19 protein-coding genes are annotated in these 15,886 nt (G+C 72.7%); 7 read left to right on the forward strand and 12 right to left on the reverse strand.

The annotated features are described in order from the left end of the window. The first annotated feature begins 157 nt into the window (after nt 1-157). Both ES689_RS15710 and ES689_RS15715 read left to right on the forward strand, forming a co-directional pair. A complete protein-coding gene (locus ES689_RS15710; protein WP_191330476.1) occupies nt 158-385 on the forward strand; it encodes a hypothetical protein in 228 nt (75 codons plus the stop codon). A 20-nt stretch (nt 386-405) separates the two neighbouring features. Then, nucleotides 406-1,506, forward strand: a complete 1,101-nt coding sequence (locus ES689_RS15715; RefSeq protein WP_191330478.1) for a phosphotransferase — start codon at nt 406-408, stop codon at nt 1,504-1,506. A 131-nt stretch (nt 1,507-1,637) separates the two neighbouring features. On the opposite strand, the gene ES689_RS13605 is transcribed toward ES689_RS15715, so the two are convergent. Further along, a complete protein-coding gene (locus ES689_RS13605) occupies nt 1,638-2,618 on the reverse strand; it encodes a GlxA family transcriptional regulator (protein ID WP_370512381.1) in 981 nt (326 codons plus the stop codon). Nucleotides 2,619-2,724: 106 nt separating this feature from the next. Here ES689_RS13605 and ES689_RS13610 point away from each other — a divergent pair, with 106 nt between their 5' ends. Both ES689_RS13610 and ES689_RS13615 read left to right on the forward strand, forming a co-directional pair. Further along, entirely contained in the window at nt 2,725-3,366 is a 642-nt protein-coding gene (locus ES689_RS13610) for an HD domain-containing protein (RefSeq protein ID WP_223269615.1), read from the forward strand. Nucleotides 3,367-3,456: 90 nt separating this feature from the next. Then, nucleotides 3,457-4,506 carry an LLM class flavin-dependent oxidoreductase gene (locus tag ES689_RS13615; protein WP_146905725.1) on the forward strand — a complete coding sequence of 350 codons (1,050 nt, stop codon included), beginning with the start codon at nt 3,457-3,459 and terminating at the stop codon, nt 4,504-4,506. Here ES689_RS13615 and ES689_RS13620 read toward each other — a convergent pair. Then, complete coding sequence (locus tag ES689_RS13620; RefSeq protein WP_146905727.1) at nt 4,503-5,474, reverse strand: helix-turn-helix transcriptional regulator; 972 nt, start codon at nt 5,472-5,474, stop codon at nt 4,503-4,505. The two genes, ES689_RS13615 and ES689_RS13620, sit on opposite strands and share 4 nt — an antisense overlap. A gap of 101 nt (nt 5,475-5,575) precedes the next feature. Here ES689_RS13620 and ES689_RS13625 point away from each other — a divergent pair, with 101 nt between their 5' ends. After that, the gene (locus ES689_RS13625) at nt 5,576-6,268 is read left to right on the forward strand and encodes an SDR family NAD(P)-dependent oxidoreductase (protein ID WP_146905730.1); all 693 of its coding nucleotides are present in this window, start codon (nt 5,576-5,578) and stop codon (nt 6,266-6,268) included. 80 nt (nt 6,269-6,348) lie between these two features. Here the strand turns inward: ES689_RS13625 and ES689_RS13630 are convergent, their stop codons facing one another. The 10 genes from ES689_RS13630 to ES689_RS13675 all read right to left on the reverse strand — a co-directional run bounded on the left by ES689_RS13630 (nt 6,349) and on the right by ES689_RS13675 (nt 13,817). After that, a complete protein-coding gene (locus ES689_RS13630; RefSeq protein ID WP_146905733.1) occupies nt 6,349-6,663 on the reverse strand; it encodes an excalibur calcium-binding domain-containing protein in 315 nt (104 codons plus the stop codon). Nucleotides 6,664-6,814: 151 nt separating this feature from the next. Beyond that, nucleotides 6,815-8,791, reverse strand: a complete 1,977-nt coding sequence (locus ES689_RS13635; RefSeq protein ID WP_146905736.1) for a cytochrome c oxidase assembly protein — start codon at nt 8,789-8,791, stop codon at nt 6,815-6,817. Nucleotides 8,792-9,125: 334 nt separating this feature from the next. Then, complete coding sequence (locus ES689_RS13640) at nt 9,126-9,413, reverse strand: HU family DNA-binding protein (RefSeq protein WP_043595940.1); 288 nt, start codon at nt 9,411-9,413, stop codon at nt 9,126-9,128. 172 nt (nt 9,414-9,585) lie between these two features. Next, nucleotides 9,586-9,891, reverse strand: coding sequence for a 30S ribosomal protein S14 (gene rpsN / locus ES689_RS13645; protein ID WP_056058637.1), 306 nt, complete (start codon nt 9,889-9,891; stop codon nt 9,586-9,588). A 2-nt stretch (nt 9,892-9,893) separates the two neighbouring features. Next, complete coding sequence (gene rpmG, locus ES689_RS13650) at nt 9,894-10,061, reverse strand: 50S ribosomal protein L33 (protein ID WP_043595944.1); 168 nt, start codon at nt 10,059-10,061, stop codon at nt 9,894-9,896. Further along, nucleotides 10,061-10,297, reverse strand: coding sequence for a 50S ribosomal protein L28 (rpmB, locus tag ES689_RS13655; RefSeq protein WP_123548488.1), 237 nt, complete (start codon nt 10,295-10,297; stop codon nt 10,061-10,063). Before rpmB ends, rpmG begins: the two co-directional genes overlap by 1 nt. Before the next feature lie 258 nt (nt 10,298-10,555). Then, nucleotides 10,556-10,993: a Fur family transcriptional regulator gene (locus tag ES689_RS13660; RefSeq protein WP_146905739.1), complete on the reverse strand. Its 438-nt coding sequence runs from the start codon at nt 10,991-10,993 to the stop codon at nt 10,556-10,558. 45 nt (nt 10,994-11,038) lie between these two features. Then, on the reverse strand, nt 11,039-11,938 hold the full coding sequence (locus tag ES689_RS13665; RefSeq protein WP_146905742.1) for a metal ABC transporter permease: 900 nt from the start codon (nt 11,936-11,938) through the stop codon (nt 11,039-11,041). Continuing rightward, nucleotides 11,935-12,741, reverse strand: a complete 807-nt coding sequence (locus tag ES689_RS13670) for a metal ABC transporter ATP-binding protein (protein ID WP_146905898.1) — start codon at nt 12,739-12,741, stop codon at nt 11,935-11,937. The genes ES689_RS13665 and ES689_RS13670 overlap by 4 nt, the downstream gene beginning before the upstream one ends. A 71-nt stretch (nt 12,742-12,812) precedes the next feature. After that, nucleotides 12,813-13,817 carry a metal ABC transporter solute-binding protein, Zn/Mn family gene (locus tag ES689_RS13675; RefSeq protein ID WP_146905745.1) on the reverse strand — a complete coding sequence of 335 codons (1,005 nt, stop codon included), beginning with the start codon at nt 13,815-13,817 and terminating at the stop codon, nt 12,813-12,815. Nucleotides 13,818-13,935: 118 nt separating this feature from the next. On the opposite strand from ES689_RS13675, the gene ES689_RS13680 reads away from it, so the two are divergent. Together ES689_RS13680 and ES689_RS13685 are read left to right on the forward strand one after the other, a co-directional pair. Beyond that, on the forward strand, nt 13,936-15,213 hold the full coding sequence (locus tag ES689_RS13680; RefSeq protein ID WP_146905747.1) for a sensor histidine kinase: 1,278 nt from the start codon (nt 13,936-13,938) through the stop codon (nt 15,211-15,213). Beyond that, nucleotides 15,210-15,860, forward strand: a complete 651-nt coding sequence (locus tag ES689_RS13685; RefSeq protein ID WP_146905750.1) for a response regulator transcription factor — start codon at nt 15,210-15,212, stop codon at nt 15,858-15,860. Before ES689_RS13680 ends, ES689_RS13685 begins: the two co-directional genes overlap by 4 nt. Nucleotides 15,861-15,886 lie beyond the last annotated feature (26 nt).

A 15,886-nucleotide genomic window follows, 5' to 3' on the forward strand; every position in this document is an offset into this window, starting at 1 on the left:
CGGTCACCGTCCTGTGTCGGGACGGGGTGAGCCGACACGAAGTGCCGTCCCGGCGGACTCGCAGAGCCCTCCGCGCCGGTTCACCGCGGGGCCGCCCGGCCTCGACGGCGACGACGGTGCTCGGTAGCGTGGTCGGACGCCGTCGAGGGGACACCGCATGAACACCGCCACAGTCGTCATCGCCCTGATCGTGCTCGCGATCGTCGCGGCCACCGTCGCGATCGTGCTCCGCGACCGGCGGGACCGTGCGCTGGCCGCCAGGCTCGACGAGTCCGACCCGGGGGCGGGCGTCCGCGCCCAGGCCGACGCCGAGCGGCAGCAGGCCGGCCCGCGGGGCGAGGCCGGCGGTTCGTCGTGGTCGGCCGCCGGGAAGAACTCGGCCTGAGACGGGGCTCGGCCGGCCCCGTGGACCAGCACCGTCACGACGACGACCACGAGGATGCTGCCGTCCTCGAGTCGGGTTCCTCTCCCGACCCCGGTCCCGACCTCGACCCCGACCCCGGTCCCGACCTCGACCTCGACCCCGACCTCGACCCCGACCCCGACTCCGACCCGGACGAGGGCTCGCTGGTCTCCTTCGCCGCCCTGGCTGTCGACAAGCTCGTCTCGCCCGCTCGCGGCACCCGGCAGGGCGTTCTCCTGCCCGGCGTCGACACCTCCGTCGTCCGGATCTGGGGAGACGGCGTGGACGTCGTCGTCCGCACGCCACGAGACACCGCCGGGCCCGACACCTACCCGGCCGAGGAGTGGGCCGCCGAGCACGCCGCGCGCCACGGGGTGCGGACGCCACGGGTGCTCGCCCGCGAGTCCGAGTTCGGCGAAGGGCCCCTCATGATCGTCGAGCACGTCACCTCGATCGCCTCCGACCGTGACCCGTGGCACGATCTCGGCCGCCTCGCCGCGGCGCTCGCCGAGGTTCACCTCGACGCGGTGGACCCGGCCTCGGTCGAGCCCGACGGGGTCGACCCCCACGTGCCCGACTCGCTCTTCACCCGCTTCGGCCGCGACCTGCCGGAGGCCTGGCGGCGCCACGTGCGGTACGGGCTCGACTCCCTGGTGCCGGGCGACCGCCTCCTCGGCCTCGGCGTCTACACGGAGCGACAGCGGGGCCCGCTGCGCACCGCCCTCGAGCAGCTCGTCGACGAGAGCGAGGGGTGGCGGCACGGGCTCGTCCACGGCGATCTCGCACCGCGCAACCTCGTGCCCCGAGGCCCCGGCGACCCCGTGCTGATCGACTGGGGGACGGCCCGCACCGGCCCCGTGCCCTGGCTCGAGCTCGACCGCGTGCACCGCTGGAGCGTCGTCGGCGGCGTCGTCACGGCCGACGAGCTGCGGCGCTTCGCCGCCGGGCTCGGGGTCGACCTCGACGACTCCCTCCCGACCCTGCGGCGACTCGCCCTGCTGCACCACCTCGACCTCGTGCGCTGGGCGCTCGAGCACCGTCCCGACCGGCTCGCCCGTGAGGTCGAGGAGGCGCGGCGAGCGATCGCCCGTTGCCTGCCCTGACAGCCCGGTCGGCCACGTCAGGGAGCCGTCCTGCCCTGCTCGGCCGTCGAGTGGTCACGACCTGTCCTTCCGCGGCGCGTGAACGACACTTCTCGACCACTCGACGCCGCGTGCCTCTCTGGCTGCCGCGGTCAGGCGGCGACGCCCGCCGCGTCCGCGCCGCGGAACGTCGCGCGGTAGGCCCGCGGCGTCGTCCCGAGCACCCGCGTGAAGTGGTGCCGCAGCACCGCGGCCGACCCGAACCCGGCCTGGCCGGCGACGGCGTCGAGCCCGAGCCCCGTCACCTCGAGCAGGTGCTGTGCCCGAAGGAGGCGCTGCCTCGTCAGCCAGGCGGCCGGCGTCGTGCCCAGCTCGGCCTTGAACCGGCGGGCGAAGGTGCGGGGCGACATGTGGGCCCGTGCCGCGAGGGCCTCGACGGGCTGCTCGTCGCCGAGGTGGGCGAGCATCCAGTCGGCGAGGGGCGCGAGGGACGTGTCGGCCTCGTTCGGCAGGGGAGTCTCGATGAACTGGCTCTGGCCGCCGTCGCGGTGCGCGGGCACGACCATGCGGCGGGCCACGACGTTCGCGGCGGCGGCCCCGGCGACCCGACGGACGAAGTGCAGGCACGCGTCGATGCCTGCGGCGGTGCCGGCGCTCGTGATGACCTTCCCGTCCTCGACGAAGAGCGCGTCCGGGTCGACCGTCGTGCCGGGGTGCTCGCGCCGCAGCCTGTCGGCGTGCATCCAGTGCGTCGTGGCGCGGCGGCCCTCGAGGATTCCCGCGTCGGCGAGCACGAACGCGCCGCTGCAGACGCTGATCAGCCAGGCTCCGCGCGCCTCGGCGGAGACGAGCAGGTCGCGCACCGCGGGCGAGAGCGTGCCGTCGGCCCCGTAGCTGCCGAGGGCCGGGACGCAGATGACGTCCGCGTCGTCCGCCGCCGCGAGGCCGTCCGCGACCGTGATGCCGAAGCCCTGGTTCGTGGCGACGACGCCCGGGTGCTCGGTGACGACGCGGTGCTCGAACGATGGCCCGCCCTCGGCGCTGCGGTCGAGGCCGAAGACCTCGCAGAGCACGCCGAACTCGAAGGGGGCGACTCCGTCGGCCACCAGGGTGGCGACGATCATGCGGTCCATGGGGTCTCCCGGCATCTGGCAGTCATGACGTGTTCGATGGCGATCCTGCCACTGGTCGGCGCGTCCGTCCACTCCTAGGTTCGGGGGTATGACCTCTGCTGAGCCCGTGGACTCATCGACCGCCTCCACCGCCGCCTACTCCGCCGCCGTCGCGCGCCTCCTCGTCCCGCCCACCGACGTCGCCGCCCGCGCCCGGGAGGTCGCCGCGGCGCACGCGAGCCCGGCCCTGCTCGCCCACAGCGATCGCTCGTGGGCGCTCGCCGCCGAGCTGGGCCGGCGCGAGTCGATCGAGTTCGACGCCGAGCTCCTCTGGGTCGCGTCGCTGCTGCACGACCTCGGCCTCGTGCCCTCGTTCGACGCGCACGCCGTCGACTTCGAGCACGCCGGGGGAGCCGTCGCGCGCGTCTTCGCCGCCGGAGCCGGCTGGCCGGAGGCTCGACAGCGCCGGGTCGCCGAGGTGGTCGAGCGCCACATGTGGGCGTCGGTCGACGTCGCCCTCGATCCCGAGGCGCACCTGCTCGAGCGGGCGACGAGCCTCGACGTCAGCGGCGCAGGAGGTGCGGACTGGGACGCCGCGTTCGTCGCCTCCCTGGTCGCGGCCGTCCCGCGGCTCGGCTTCGCCGCCGAGTTCGCCGCGGCGATCGGCGACCAGGCCGAGCGCAAGCCCGCGAGCGAGGCGGGCCGTGCGGTGCGCGGGGGAATGCCCGGCCGCATCGCCGCGAACCCCCTCGACCGCCTCCCCGGCTGAGCGGCGGCCGCGGAATGCCGAGTGCGCACCCCTGGTTCATCCCGTAAGATCATGCACACGCATGAAACGCAGCGGATCGGAGCGCACCCCATGGCACACCCCCTCGAGTTCGGACTCGACACCTTCGGCGACGTCACCGAGCGCCCGGCCGGCGTCGACGGCGCGGGCGAGCTCGTCTCGCACGCCCAGTCGATCCGCGACCTCGTCGAGCAGGCCGTGCTCGCCGACCAGGTCGGCCTCGACTTCATCGGCGTCGGCGAGCACCACCGGGTCGACTTCGCGGTCAGCGCGCCCGAGGTCGTGCTCGCGGCGATCGCGGCCCGCACCGAGAAGATCCGCCTGGGCTCGGCCGTGACCGTGCTCAGCTCCGACGACCCCGTCCGTGTCTACGAGCGCTTCGCGACGGTCGACGCGCTGTCGAACGGGCGGGCCGAGGTCATCCTCGGGCGTGGCTCCTTCACCGAGTCGTTCCCCCTCTTCGGCCTCGACCTGCAGGACTACGAGGTGCTCTTCGAGGAGAAGATCCAGCTCTTCGCCGAGCTCCTCAAGGACGAGCCCGTCACCTGGCAGGGCACCAAGCGCGGCGCCCTCAGCGACCAGTGGGTCTACCCGCGGCCCGAGAGCGGCACGCTGAAGACCTGGGTCGGCGTCGGCGGATCGCCGCAGTCGGTCACCCGGGCGGCGCACTACGGCCTGCCCCTCTTCCTCGCGATCATCGGTGGTCAGCCCGCCCAGTTCGCGCCGTACGCCGACCTCTACCGCCGTGCGCTCGGCGAGTTCGGCAAGGAGTCGCAGCCCATCGCGATGCACTCGCCCGGCTTCGTGCTCGAGACCGACGCCGAGGCGAAGGAGGTGCTGTTCCCGTACCAGGAGGCGCAGACGAACCAGCTCGGCAGCGAGCGCGGCTGGCCGCCCTACTCGCGCGCGCAGTACGAGCAGAGCGCGGGCCCCCAGGGCGCCCTCTACGTCGGCTCGCCCGAGACTGTCGCCGCCAAGATCGCCCAGAACATGACGCTCCTCGGTGCCACCCGCTTCGACATGCGCTACAGCATGGGCCGTCTGCCGCACGCGGAGATGATGCGCAGCATCGAGCTCTACGGCACGAAGGTGGTGCCGCTGGTCCGCGAGATGCTCGCCTAGCCGACCCGCGCCTCCTCGGTGCCAGGGTCGCCGACGAGGTCAGCCCCTGGCGCTCCGGCGGCGCCCACGGCTCCGACCCGCAGGAAGTCGAGGGCGGCGGCCGCGGGCGACCCCTCGGCGGCCGTGTAGGCGACGATCGCGAGCTCGCTGCCGGGGACGGTGAACACGTCGCAGTCGAGCTCGAGCGGCCCGACGAGCGGGTGGTCCATCACCTTGCGCGCGGACTCGTGCACGCCGACCGCCCCCTGGGCCCAGAGGGCTGCGAAGGCGGGCTCGGAGGCGAGCAGCCCGTCGACCAGGCCACGGAGGTGCGGGTCGGCCGGGTGGTCGACCAGGGCCCGGCGCAGGTCGGCGACCAGCGCGGCCCGGAAGCGGGCGCCGCCCGAGCCGTCGAGGTGACGGGTCCGCACCGCCGTGTCCGCGCCTCCTGTGCTCGTCCGTGTCCTGTCCTCCTCCACGGCGGCAGCCGGGTCGGCCTCGCGACGGGCGTCGCGGAACGCCCGGACGACGATGTTCCGCTCGCCCGCCGGCCAGCCCTCGGGGTCGCCGAGGAGGCGCCCCCAGAGCGGGCTCCAGGTGAGCAGGTCCCAGGAGGCGCTGAAGACCGCCACGGGAGTCTCGCGCAGGCGTCCGACCAGCCGCTGCACGCCCGGCGGGATGTGCCGCGACACGACGGCCGAGGTCGGGGGCAGGAGGCCCGCGCTGCGGAACAGGTGGTCGCGCTCGGCGTCGTCGAGCTGCAGGGCGCGGGCGAGCGCGGTGGCGACCTGGTCGGAGGGGTGCCGGGCGCGGCCCTGCTCGAGCCGCACGACGTAGTCGACCGAGAGCCCGGCGAGGGCCGCGAGCTCTTCTCGGCGCAGGCCGGCCGCGCGCCGGGGGCCGCCGGAGGGCAGGCCCGCGTCGGAGGGCGCGAGGCGGGCTCGCCAGGTCTTCAGCAGCCAGCCGAGCTGGTCGTCCTGTGCAGTCACGGGCTCATCCTCTCCTCCCCAGGGAGGAGCTGCCTGGTACTGGCAGTCCTCCTGCCCGGGCGGGCCACGCGCCTGTCGGCGGCGACGCGCAGACTCGACCCATGACCACGACACTCATCACCGGATCCAACAAGGGCCTCGGCCTCGAGACCGCCCGCCGCCTGCTGGCCGAGGGCCACACCGTCTGGATGGCGGCGCGCGACGCGTCACGCGGACAGCAGGCCGCCGACGAGCTCGGCGCCCGCTTCGTGCAGCTCGACGTCACCGACGACGCCTCCGTCGCGGCGGCCGCCGAGCTCGTCGGGGCCGAGGGCGGGCTCGACGTCCTCGTGAACAACGCGGGGATCTCGGGTTCGCACGCGGACCCCGCCGACCTCACGGGCGCCGACGCGCTGCTCGTCCTCGACACCAACGTCGCCGGCATCGTCCGCACGACGCACGCGTTCCTCCCGCTGCTCCGCGCCTCGTCGGCCCCGGCGATCGTCAACGTGACGAGCGGGCTCGGCTCGTTCACCGCGGTGCACGACCCCGACCGCATCGAGTCGACCGTGGTGGCCCCGCTCTACACGGCGTCGAAGTCGGCCGTGACGATGCTCACCGTCCAGTACGCCAAGGCGCTGCCGGGCATCCGGGTCAACGCGGCCGACCCCGGCTACACGGCGACCGACCTCAACGGCAACAGCGGGCACCAGACCGTCACCGAGGGCACCGACGCGATCGTCGAGCTGGCGACGCAGGGGGCGGACGGGCCGACCGGCACCTTCATCGACCGTGGCGGCGTCGCGCCCTTCTAGGCGGCGCAGCGGCTGCGCTCGGGCGGAGGCGCCGGGCGCGATACGGCAGGCGTCAGCCGCCAGGCGTCAGCCGGCAGGCGTCAGCTCTTCTCGCAGGCGATGCCGTCCTTGTCGCGGTCGAGCTTGCTGTTGGCGGCGTAGAGCGCCTTGTCGAACTTCACGGTGCCCTTGAGCTTGCGCTTCTCGACCGCGCCCTTGGCGGGGGTGACGAGGTTGACCTTCACGCCGGGCTTGGCGATGCCGCCCGACCAGGCCTTCTGCACCGCAGTGCAGTTGGCGTAGGTCTTCGCAGCCGTGGTCGCGGCGTGGGCCTGGCTGCCGCCTCCGAGCAGGGACGCGACGACGACGCCGGCCGCGAGGAGCCCGAGCTGCGTGCGGGCGATGGTTCCGGCCATGGTGGGTGTCCTCTCGAGGGCGCCGTCTGACGTCCGGCTCCGATCCAAGCCGCCGCGCGCCTCCTGCACGACCCCCAGAGCGAGCGCCCCTCGCACGGGGCTCAGAGGCGCGGTGCGGCTGAGGGGGGCAGCCCCTGGCGCGCGGGCCAGCTCAGCCGCGGCTGCGGGCCAGTGCCTCGAGCTGCTCGTTGTAGGCGGTCAGCTCGGCGTCGCCGTCGCGGTCGGCCTGACGGTCCTTGCGCTTGGCCTCGCGGCCGTCGCTGCGGCTCCACATGATCGCGACGATGATCGCCATCGTGACGGTCGGGATCTCCCCGACGCTCCAGGCGATGCCGCCGGCGGCGTACTGGTCCTCCATCGGCGTCGGGCCCCAGGTCCGTCCCATCGCGCCGTACCAGTCGGCCAGGAACAACCCGGTCGCCGTCATGATCCCGATGCCGAAGAACGCGTGGAACCCCATGGTCGCCAGCAGCACGACGAGCCGCATCGGGTACGGCAGGCGCCCCTTCACCGGGTCGATGCCGATCATCGACTGCACGAAGAGGTACCCGACGATCAAGAAGTGCACGATCATCCAGTAGTGGCCGAGGTGCGTCGTCGTCGCCCAGCTGAACAGCGACGTGTAGTAGAAGACGAAGAGCGATCCGGCGAAGAGCACGGCGGCGACGATCGGGTTGCTGATGACGTGCGCGTAGCCGGAGTGCACGAGGATCATGATCCACTCGCGCGGCCCCCGGGTGCCGTCCGTCCGCTTGCGGATCGCCCGCAGCGCCAGTGTCGCCGGGGCGCCGGGCACCAGCAGCAGCGGGATCACCATGCCGAGCACCATGTGCGACAGCATGTGCGCGCTGAAGAGGTAGGGCTCGTAGACGTTCGGGGCGCCGCTCGTGACGTAGAACAGCACGAGCAGGCCGGCGATCCAGGAGGCGGTGCGTCCGAGCGACCACTGGTCGCCACGGCGTCGCAGCCGCACGACGCCCGCGACGTAGAAGAAGATCCCGAAGGCGCAGACGAGCGCCCAGAGCAGGTCGACGTTCCACTCCGTCAGGTACCGGATCGGCGTCAGCTCACGAGGCAGCGCCTCCTCCGTGAGGATCTCCGCCGGCGACGGCGCGGCCAGGTCGCTGGCAGCCACCTCCTCGACCGGTGTCGCCGTGCGGGCGAGCGCCGACGCGACGCCGGAGGCCAGGCCCATGAAGGCCAGCTCGGCCGTCACGAACCACCAGAAGAACCGGGCGGTCCTCGCCGGGTGCGTCTCCATCCGCCGGACCAGGTACTGCCGCTGCACGACGCCGAACAGCCCGAGCGCGACGAGCGCGAAGGTCTTGACCAGCACGAGCACGCCGTAGCCCGTCGACAGCGCGGCCCAGTCGCCGATGCGCAGCGCCGCGCTGCCGACGCCCGAGACGGCGACGACGACGAAGCAGATGATCGCGAGGGTCGAGTAGCGCGCCAGGACGACGCTGATCCGGCCCTTCTCGAGCGTGCTCCGCAGGAGGACGAGCGCGACGAGGCCGCCGAGCCAGACGGAGGCGCCCTCGAGGTGCAGCGCGAGGTCGGTGACGGCGGCGTCGTGGCCGCTCGAGCCGGCGGCGTGACCCTGCTGGGCCAGGGGGATGAGCCCGCCGCCCGCGAGCACGGTGAGGGCGACGAGCGCCCAGATGTTGCGCAGCACGAAGCTGAGCACCGTGACCGCCGCGGCGATCAAGGTGGTGATGAGCCAGGCCCGGCCCAGCTCGGTGTCGGTGAGGAAGAAGGCGAGGGTACGGCCGAACTGCTCGTCGAGGGTGACGGGCACGTTGGCGACGCTGAGGAACGTGAAGAAGCTGGTGGCCGCGGAGGCGACGGTCCAGAACCCGGCAGCGCCCGCCGCGATGTCCATGGCCCGCTCGAACTCGGGTCGGTCGCGCGAGAGGGCGAAGCAGGTGAGGAACAACGTTCCGATGGTGACGGCCGCGCCGATGTTGCCGAGCATCTTGGCCATCGGCAGCCCGTAGCGCACGACCTGGCCGGGGTCGACGACGAGCGGCGCGTCGGCGGCGCCGCCGAACTTCAGGGCGGCGACGAGGGCCGCGAACGCGACGACCACGAGCAGTGCGGGCCCGGCCGTGCGAGAGAGTCTGGGCATCGCTCCCATGGTAGGTCGCCGCGACTGGGAGCGGGAGCGGACCGCTCGCCCCCGAGCGACCTCCTCCTCCTCCTCATTCAGGAAGATCGGACCTGAGCCGCGCGAGCGGGGGAGGCGGAGTCCTGACTCGTGCACCGATCAGGAACTACGGATGGCGAGTTCCTGAATGCTGCACAGGCACAGGCACAGGCACAGGCACAGGCACAGGCACAGGCACAGGCACCGGCGCCGGCACCGGCACCGGCGCCGCTGCCCGCACAGAGCCCGGGCATGCAGAAGAGGGCGGCGACCGAAGTCGCCGCCCTCTCCCGGGTGCTTCGTGAGAAGCGGAGGACTACTTGACCGCAGCCTTGAGCTTGCTGCCGGCGCTGACCTTGACCGAGTCGCTCGCGGCGATCTCGAGGGCCTCGCCCGTCTGCGGGTTGCGACCCGTGCGAGCGGCGCGGTGCGTCTTCTCGAAGGCGATCCACCCGGGGATGGTGACCTTCGTGCCGTCGGCGACCGACTTCGACACGACGGAGAAGAAAGCGTCGACGACGCCGCTGACGGCGGCCTGGCTCTGGCCGGACTCGGAAGCGACAGCTGCGACGAGCTCGGTGCGGTTCAGTGACTTGTCAGCCATGTGGTGTCCTCCTCGGACTTCGTTCGGTGAGACATGACACGGCGTTCACCGTGCCTGTTCGGATCAGTCTGCAGAGCCGAGGGCCCTGTGCCTGTGTGGTTCAGACCCGGTGCCGCAGCCCCGGACCATCTAGCTCGATCCTGGAGCCGAGGCCCCGGGAAACGGCTCGAACCTACCAGGAAGACTTCGTGATGCCCGGAAGCTCACCACGGTGCGCCATGTCACGGAAGCGCACGCGGCTGATGCCGTACTCCTTGAGGTGGCCACGGGGGCGACCGTCGATGGCGTCGCGGTTGCGCAGACGGACCGGCGACGCGTCGCGCGGCAGCTTCTGCAGGCCGAGGCGAGCGGCCTCGCGGCTCTCGTCGGTGCCGGCCGGGTCGACGAGGGCCTTCTTCAGCTCGAGGCGCTTCTCGGCGTAGCGCGCGACGATGACGGCGCGCTGGTCGTTCTTGGCGATCTTGCTCTTCTTGGCCATGCTTAGCGCTCCTCGCGGAATTCGACGTGCTTGCGGATGACCGGGTCGTACTTCTTGAGAACCAGGCGGTCGGGGTTGTTGCGACGGTTCTTCTTGGTCACGTACGTGAAACCGGTGCCCGCCGTCGAGCGGAGCTTGATGATGGGACGGACGTCCTGCTGACGAGCCATTAGATCTTCTCCCCACGAGCGAGCAGGTCCTTGACGACCGACTCGATGCCACGAGCATCGATGACCTTGATGCCCTTGGCGCTGAGCTGGAGGGTCACCTTCCGGCGCAGCGACGGCACGTAGTACGTCTTCTTCTGAATGTTCGGGTCGAAACGACGCTTGGTGCGTCGGTGCGAGTGCGAGATGTTGTGGCCGAAACCAGGAATGGCTCCGGTCACCTGGCAGGTTGCTGCCATGATTTCCTCCGTAGGTACCGTAGGAACTCGCCGCCCGTGGACGGCGACCCCTACCCAAGGTCACTTGTCGGCGCGCGTCGCCCCGCTCGGTCCGCATGACGGGCCGTGGTGCTCGGGGGTCGGTGCACATGGGCGCAGAGAGCGCCCAACCAAAGAACGAGCTTACGCGACACGCCCGACCCGGGTCAACTGCGACCCCGCTGGTAATTCAGGCCGAGACCGCAGGAGGCGCGAGGCCGAGATCGCAGGAGGCGCGGCTCAGTCGGCCGCCCCGCCGCGCGTCACGGCAGGGTCGCGTCCCGCGGCCTTCTCCGCCGTGCACGCCGCGCAGGTCCCGAACACGTCGACGATGTGCTGTGCCTCGGTGAAGCCGTGCTGCGCGGCGACCTGTCGGGCCCAGGTCTCGACGGCGTCGGCCTCGATCTCGACCGTGGTGCCGCAGGTGCGGCAGATCAGGTGGTGGTGGTGGGTGCCCGGCGTGCAGGCGCGGTAGAGGCTCTCGCCCTCCTGCTGCAGCGAGTCGGCGGCACCGTCGGTGGCGAGGTCCGAGAGCGCGCGGTAGACGGTGGCGAGCCCGATGGGCGAGCCCGTGTCGCGCAGCTGGCCGTGCAGCGACTGGGCGCTGACGAAGCCCTCCGAGCGGCCGAGCGCCTCGCGCACGGCCTCGCGCTGCCAGGTGTTCCGCTTCGCTACCACTGCGCACCTCCGTGCATCGCTCGTGCTCGTGCAGGTCCCGCCACGTCAGGCCTCCTTCGTCGTCGTCGAGGGTACCGGGGCGTCCTGTGGTCGCCTGGGGGCGCCTCCTCGGCGGTCGCGTCGCCCGCCGACGACGCGGCAGACGAGCCAGATCAAGAACGAGATGGTGGTGACGTAGGGGCTGATCGGCAGCCCGCCGCCCAGTGCGAGCAGGATGCCGCCCACCACCGACACCACCGCGAACACGACGCTGAGCACCGGCACGAGCCGCGGGTCGACGGTGAGTCGCAGAGCTGCCGCCGCCGGGGTGACCAGCAGCGCGAGCACGAGCAGGGCGCCCACGATCTGCACCGAGACCGCCACCGCGAGGCCGAGCACGAGCATGAAGACGAGGCCGAGCGCCCGCACCGGGATGCCGGCCGCCGCCGCGACGTCGGGGTCGACGCTGGCGAAGGTCAGCGGTCGCCAGATCACGAGCAGCACCACGATCACGACGGCCGAGATGGCGACGAGCCAGCCCAGCTGCGGGTTGTCGACCGAGACGATCTGGCCGGTGAGCAGGCCGAACTTGTTCGCCGACCGTCCGCGGTACAGCGCGAGGAACAGGATGCCCAGGCCGAGCCCGGCCGGCATCAGCACCGCGATGATCGAGTTCCGCTCGCGCGCCCGCGATCCGAGCAGGCCGATCAGCAGCGCCGCGACGACGCTGCCGACGACCGAGCCGCCCACGACGTTCGCGCCGATCAGCAGGGCCGCCGAGGCGCCGGCGAACGAGAGCTCGCTGATGCCGTGCACGGCGAACGGCAGGTTGCGGGTGATCACGAACGGCCCGATCAGTCCGCCGACGAGGCCGAGCACGGCGCCCGCGACGATCGAGTTGCGCACCAGCACGACGAGCTCGCCGAAGTCCTGGAACGAGAACAGCTGGGTCCAGAGGTCGGTCACCGCACGAGTCCTTCGTCGTCGTCGTGCTCGTCGGGGTGGTGGTCGTCGTGGCCCTGGCCGCCGACGATCACGATGCGCCCCATGGTGCGCACCACGTCGACGGGCGTGCCGTAGAGCTCACTGAGCACGGGGGCCTGCAGCACCTCGTCGGGGGTGCCGATGCGGAACCTGCCGCCGGCGAGGTAGAGCACCCGGTCGACGACGTCGAGGATCGGGTTCACGTCGTGGGTCACGAACACCACGGCCGCTCCGCGGGCGCGTCGCTGCCGGTCGATCAGCTCGGTGACGCCGCGCTGGTGCCGCAGGTCGAGCGAGATGAGCGGCTCGTCGCACAGCAGCAGGGCCGGCTCGGCCGCGAGGGCCTGGCCGACGCGGGCGCGCTGCTGCTCGCCGCCCGACAGGCTCGCGACGGGCGCGGAGGCGAACGAGGAGGCGCCCACCTCGTCGACGAGGGAGTCGATCGTCGCGCGCTCGGCGGCCGACTCACGACGCAGGCCCCACCGGTGCCCGGTGACGCCGAGGGCGATCATGTCGCGGGTGCGGAGCGGGGTCCCGGCCTCCATCAGGCGTTGCTGCGGCACGTACCCGATGCGGCGGTGGCCGCGGCCCACGGGCCGGCCGAGGAACTCGAGGGTGCCCTCGGTGAGCTGCTGCTGGCCGAGCACGGCGCGCAGCAGCGTGGTCTTGCCCGCGCCGTTCGGCCCGAGCACGGCGATGAACTCGCCCGGGGCGACGTCGAGGTCGAGGCCCGACCACAGCGTGCGGTCGCCGAACGAGACGCCCGCGCCGCGAAGGCGCAGCACGGCGTCTCCGCCGCCCCCGGCCGAGGAGGCGCGGTGGGCGGCGGCGACGGAGGCGTCGGCCGTGCCGGGGGTCACTTGTCGAGCGCCGCCTTGATCGCGTCGATGTTGCTCTGCTGCCACGAGACGTAATCATCCCCTGTCGGGAGCAGCTCCGTCACCGGGACGATCGCGACGCCGGCCTCGGTCGCCGCCTGCTCGACCTGCTCGGTCTCGGGGCTGGAGGTCTGCTCGTTGTAGGCGAGGAGGTCGACGCTGCCGTCCGAGAACAGCTTCAGGGTGTCGTTCAGGGCGGCAGGCGACACGTCGTCGCCTTCCTCGATCGCCTCGGAGAAGTCGGCGGGGGTCACGTTCACGAGGCCCATCGCGTCGAAGAGGTACCCGGGCACGGGCTCGGTGTAGGCGACCGACTCGCCGTCGTGGGCGGTCTCGATCTCTGCTGCCTGCGCCTCCAGGTCGGCGATCTGCTCGCCGAACGAGGCGGCGTTCGCGGTGAACGTGTCGGCCTGGTCAGGGTCGACCGAGCCGAGCTCGTCGGCGATCGCGGTGGCGACCGCGGCCATCGAGGGGAGGCTGTAGAAGACGTGCTCGTTGAACTCGCCGTGCTCGTGGTCGTGCTCGTCGGCGTCGGCCGGCTCGTCGGCGTGCGCCTCGCCCGTCTCGTCGGCGTGCACCTCGTCGGCCTCGAGCCCGCTCACCTCGACGGCGTCGATCACGGCAGCCTCCGACCCGCTCGCGTCGAGCAGCGTGTGCATGAACTCGTCGTAGCCGCCGCCGTTCTGGACCACGACGTCGGCCCGCGAGACGGCGAGCTGCGTGCGGGCGTCGGCCTCGAACGAGTGCGGGTCCTGTGAGGGATCGCTGATGACGCTGGTGACGTCGACCGCGTCGCCGCCGACCGTCTTCGCGATGTCGCCGTAGACGTTCGTCGACGCGACCACGGCGATCGCGCCTCCGTCGTCGGACGACGACCCGGCCGCACCGGGACCGCCGCCCCCGTCGCCCGAGGCGCAGCCGCTCAGCACCAGCACGGCGGCGGCGGGCAGGGCGAGGAGCGACAGGGCACGCGATGTGGTCATGTCGCCACGCTATTGCTACTGATAATGATTGTCAAAACAGTGACGCGGGCCGATCGAGAGGGCTCGCCAGGATCAGCCCGGAACGCGCACACCCGCAATGTAGTGCTAGACATTCCACATGTCTTCTCGCGCACAGCCTGCAGGTGTGCGCCGGGCGGAGCCGCCCGCCGCACCGCCCGCCGCCGAGCGACCGCGACCGCGGCCGCACGGCACCCTCGGCCCCGGCGCGCGCGACCTGGCGCTCGGGGTGGGACTCGTCCTGTGGAACTCCCTCTACACGACCTACGTCCACCCCGACAGCGGTGAACGCGTCTGGCCGTACGACCGTCCCTCGACGTATCTCCTCGTCCTCCTCGGCGTCTGGGTGGTCGTCGTCGGCCGCCGGTCCCGGCCGGGGACGACGGTCGTGGCCTGTGCGGTGCTCGATCTCCTCCTGCGGGGGACGGACGCCGCCAGCGACCCGCTGCCGACGGCGTGCGCGGCCTTCGCCGTCATGCAGTACCGACACGGCCCGCGCCGACCTGTCGCGGTGGGCCTCGCGATGCTGGTCTTCGTCGCCTCGGTCCCGCTCGCCGACCGGTCGCTGGACGGCCTCGTGGTCGCGCTGTCGACCATCGCCGCGAGCGCAGCGACGGGGCACGTCTCCGCGCGGCACCGCAGCGCGGCGGCGCAGGCCGAGCAGGCGGCGCTCCTGCGCCTGAGGGCGGCCGAGCAGGCGGTCGCTCTCACGGTGGCGCACGAGCGGCAGATGGTGGCGAGGGAGATGCACGACGTCCTGTCGCACGGCGTGGCCGTGATGGTGCGGCTCTCCGAGGCTGCTCGGGTGCTCGGCGACCAGGACGACGACGACCGGCGTCGGGACGCGCTGCTCAGCGAGGTGTCGGCCACGGGACGGGGAGCCGTCGCCGACATGAGGCGGCTCCTCCACGTGGACGGATCGCCGCCTGACGGCTCCGGCTTCGAGCCGACGTTGTCGGACTCGCTCGAGGCCCTGGGCCGACGGGCACGGCTCGCCGGCCTGCCCGTCGAGCTCGAGGTCGACGAGCCCCTGATCGCCCGGTGCTCGACGGCCGCACGACGACTGGTCGCGCGGGCGGTGCAGGAGGGCCTCACGAACGCCTTCCGCTACGCGGACGGCGCGACCCGCGTCGCCGTCCGGGTCCGTGGGGGAGACGCGGCGGCACAGGCGGCGGGCTCGTCCGCCCGGGTCGTCGTCGAGGTCGAGGACGACGGGGCCGGTGCCGCCGTGCCCCTCCAGGGCACGCTCAGCGGGCTGATCGGCCTCGACGAGGGCGCCCGCGCCGTCGGCGGTCGCGTCGAGGCCGGGCCGCGGGCCGACCTCGGCGGGCTCGGCTGGCGACTGGTCATGACACTTCCCGAGAGAGAGCTCCCGTGAACGACACCACCGTCCTGATCGCCGACGACCAGCCCATGGTCCGTCTGGGCACGACGGTGGTCGTGGGGCGCGCTCCGGGGCTCCGCGTCGTGGGCGAGGCAGCCACGGGACGCACGGCCGTCGAGGCCGCGACCGCCCTCCGCCCGGACGTGGTGCTCATGGACATCCGCATGCCCGACGTCGACGGGGTGGAGGCCACGCGGCGCATCGTCGAGACCCTCCCCGAGGTGCGGGTGCTCGCGCTCACCACCTTCGACCTCGACGAGTACGCCTTCGGGGTGCTGCACGCCGGGGCGAGCGGCTTCCTCGCGAAGGACTGCACCGCGGAGGAGCTGGTGTCGGCGATCAGGACGGTGGCCGCCGGGGAGGCGGTGACGTCGCCCCGCGTCACGAGCGCGCTGATCGCCCTGCACCGCCACCGCTTCGCCGAGCTGGTGCCGACGGGCGACGCGGCGGCGTCGCTCACGACTCGCGAGCGCGAGATCCTCCGGAGGGTCGGGCACGGACTCTCCAACGCCGAGATAGCCCACGAGCTGTACCTCGCCGAGTCGACCGTCAAGACGCATCTCTCGCACGTCCTCGCGAAGCTCGGGGTGCGCGACCGCGTCCAGGCGGCCATCTGGGTGCATCACCACGGGGCCGTCTGACGACCTCCGGACGCCTGCCGAGGAGG

Source organism: Frigoribacterium sp. ACAM 257 (genome assembly GCF_007954365.1).
In the GTDB taxonomy this organism is placed as follows: Bacteria; Actinomycetota; Actinomycetes; order Actinomycetales; family Microbacteriaceae; genus Frigoribacterium.

Coding starts and splice junctions, on each gene's coding strand:
- ES689_RS15710 (WP_191330476.1), top strand. CDS start 158: ATGAACACCGCCACAGTCGTCATCGCCCTGATCGTGCTCGCGATCGTC.
- ES689_RS13605 (WP_370512381.1), bottom strand. CDS start 2,618: ATGGACCGCATGATCGTCGCCACCCTGGTGGCCGACGGAGTCGCCCCC.
- ES689_RS13615 (WP_146905725.1), top strand. CDS start 3,457: ATGGCACACCCCCTCGAGTTCGGACTCGACACCTTCGGCGACGTCACC.
- ES689_RS13625 (WP_146905730.1), top strand. CDS start 5,576: ATGACCACGACACTCATCACCGGATCCAACAAGGGCCTCGGCCTCGAG.
- ES689_RS13630 (WP_146905733.1), bottom strand. CDS start 6,663: ATGGCCGGAACCATCGCCCGCACGCAGCTCGGGCTCCTCGCGGCCGGC.
- ES689_RS13635 (WP_146905736.1), bottom strand. CDS start 8,791: ATGCCCAGACTCTCTCGCACGGCCGGGCCCGCACTGCTCGTGGTCGTC.
- ES689_RS13640 (WP_043595940.1), bottom strand. CDS start 9,413: ATGGCTGACAAGTCACTGAACCGCACCGAGCTCGTCGCAGCTGTCGCT.
- rpsN (WP_056058637.1), bottom strand. CDS start 9,891: ATGGCCAAGAAGAGCAAGATCGCCAAGAACGACCAGCGCGCCGTCATC.
- rpmG (WP_043595944.1), bottom strand. CDS start 10,061: ATGGCTCGTCAGCAGGACGTCCGTCCCATCATCAAGCTCCGCTCGACG.
- rpmB (WP_123548488.1), bottom strand. CDS start 10,297: ATGGCAGCAACCTGCCAGGTGACCGGAGCCATTCCTGGTTTCGGCCAC.
- ES689_RS13675 (WP_146905745.1), bottom strand. CDS start 13,817: ATGACCACATCGCGTGCCCTGTCGCTCCTCGCCCTGCCCGCCGCCGCC.
- ES689_RS13680 (WP_146905747.1), top strand. CDS start 13,936: ATGTCTTCTCGCGCACAGCCTGCAGGTGTGCGCCGGGCGGAGCCGCCC.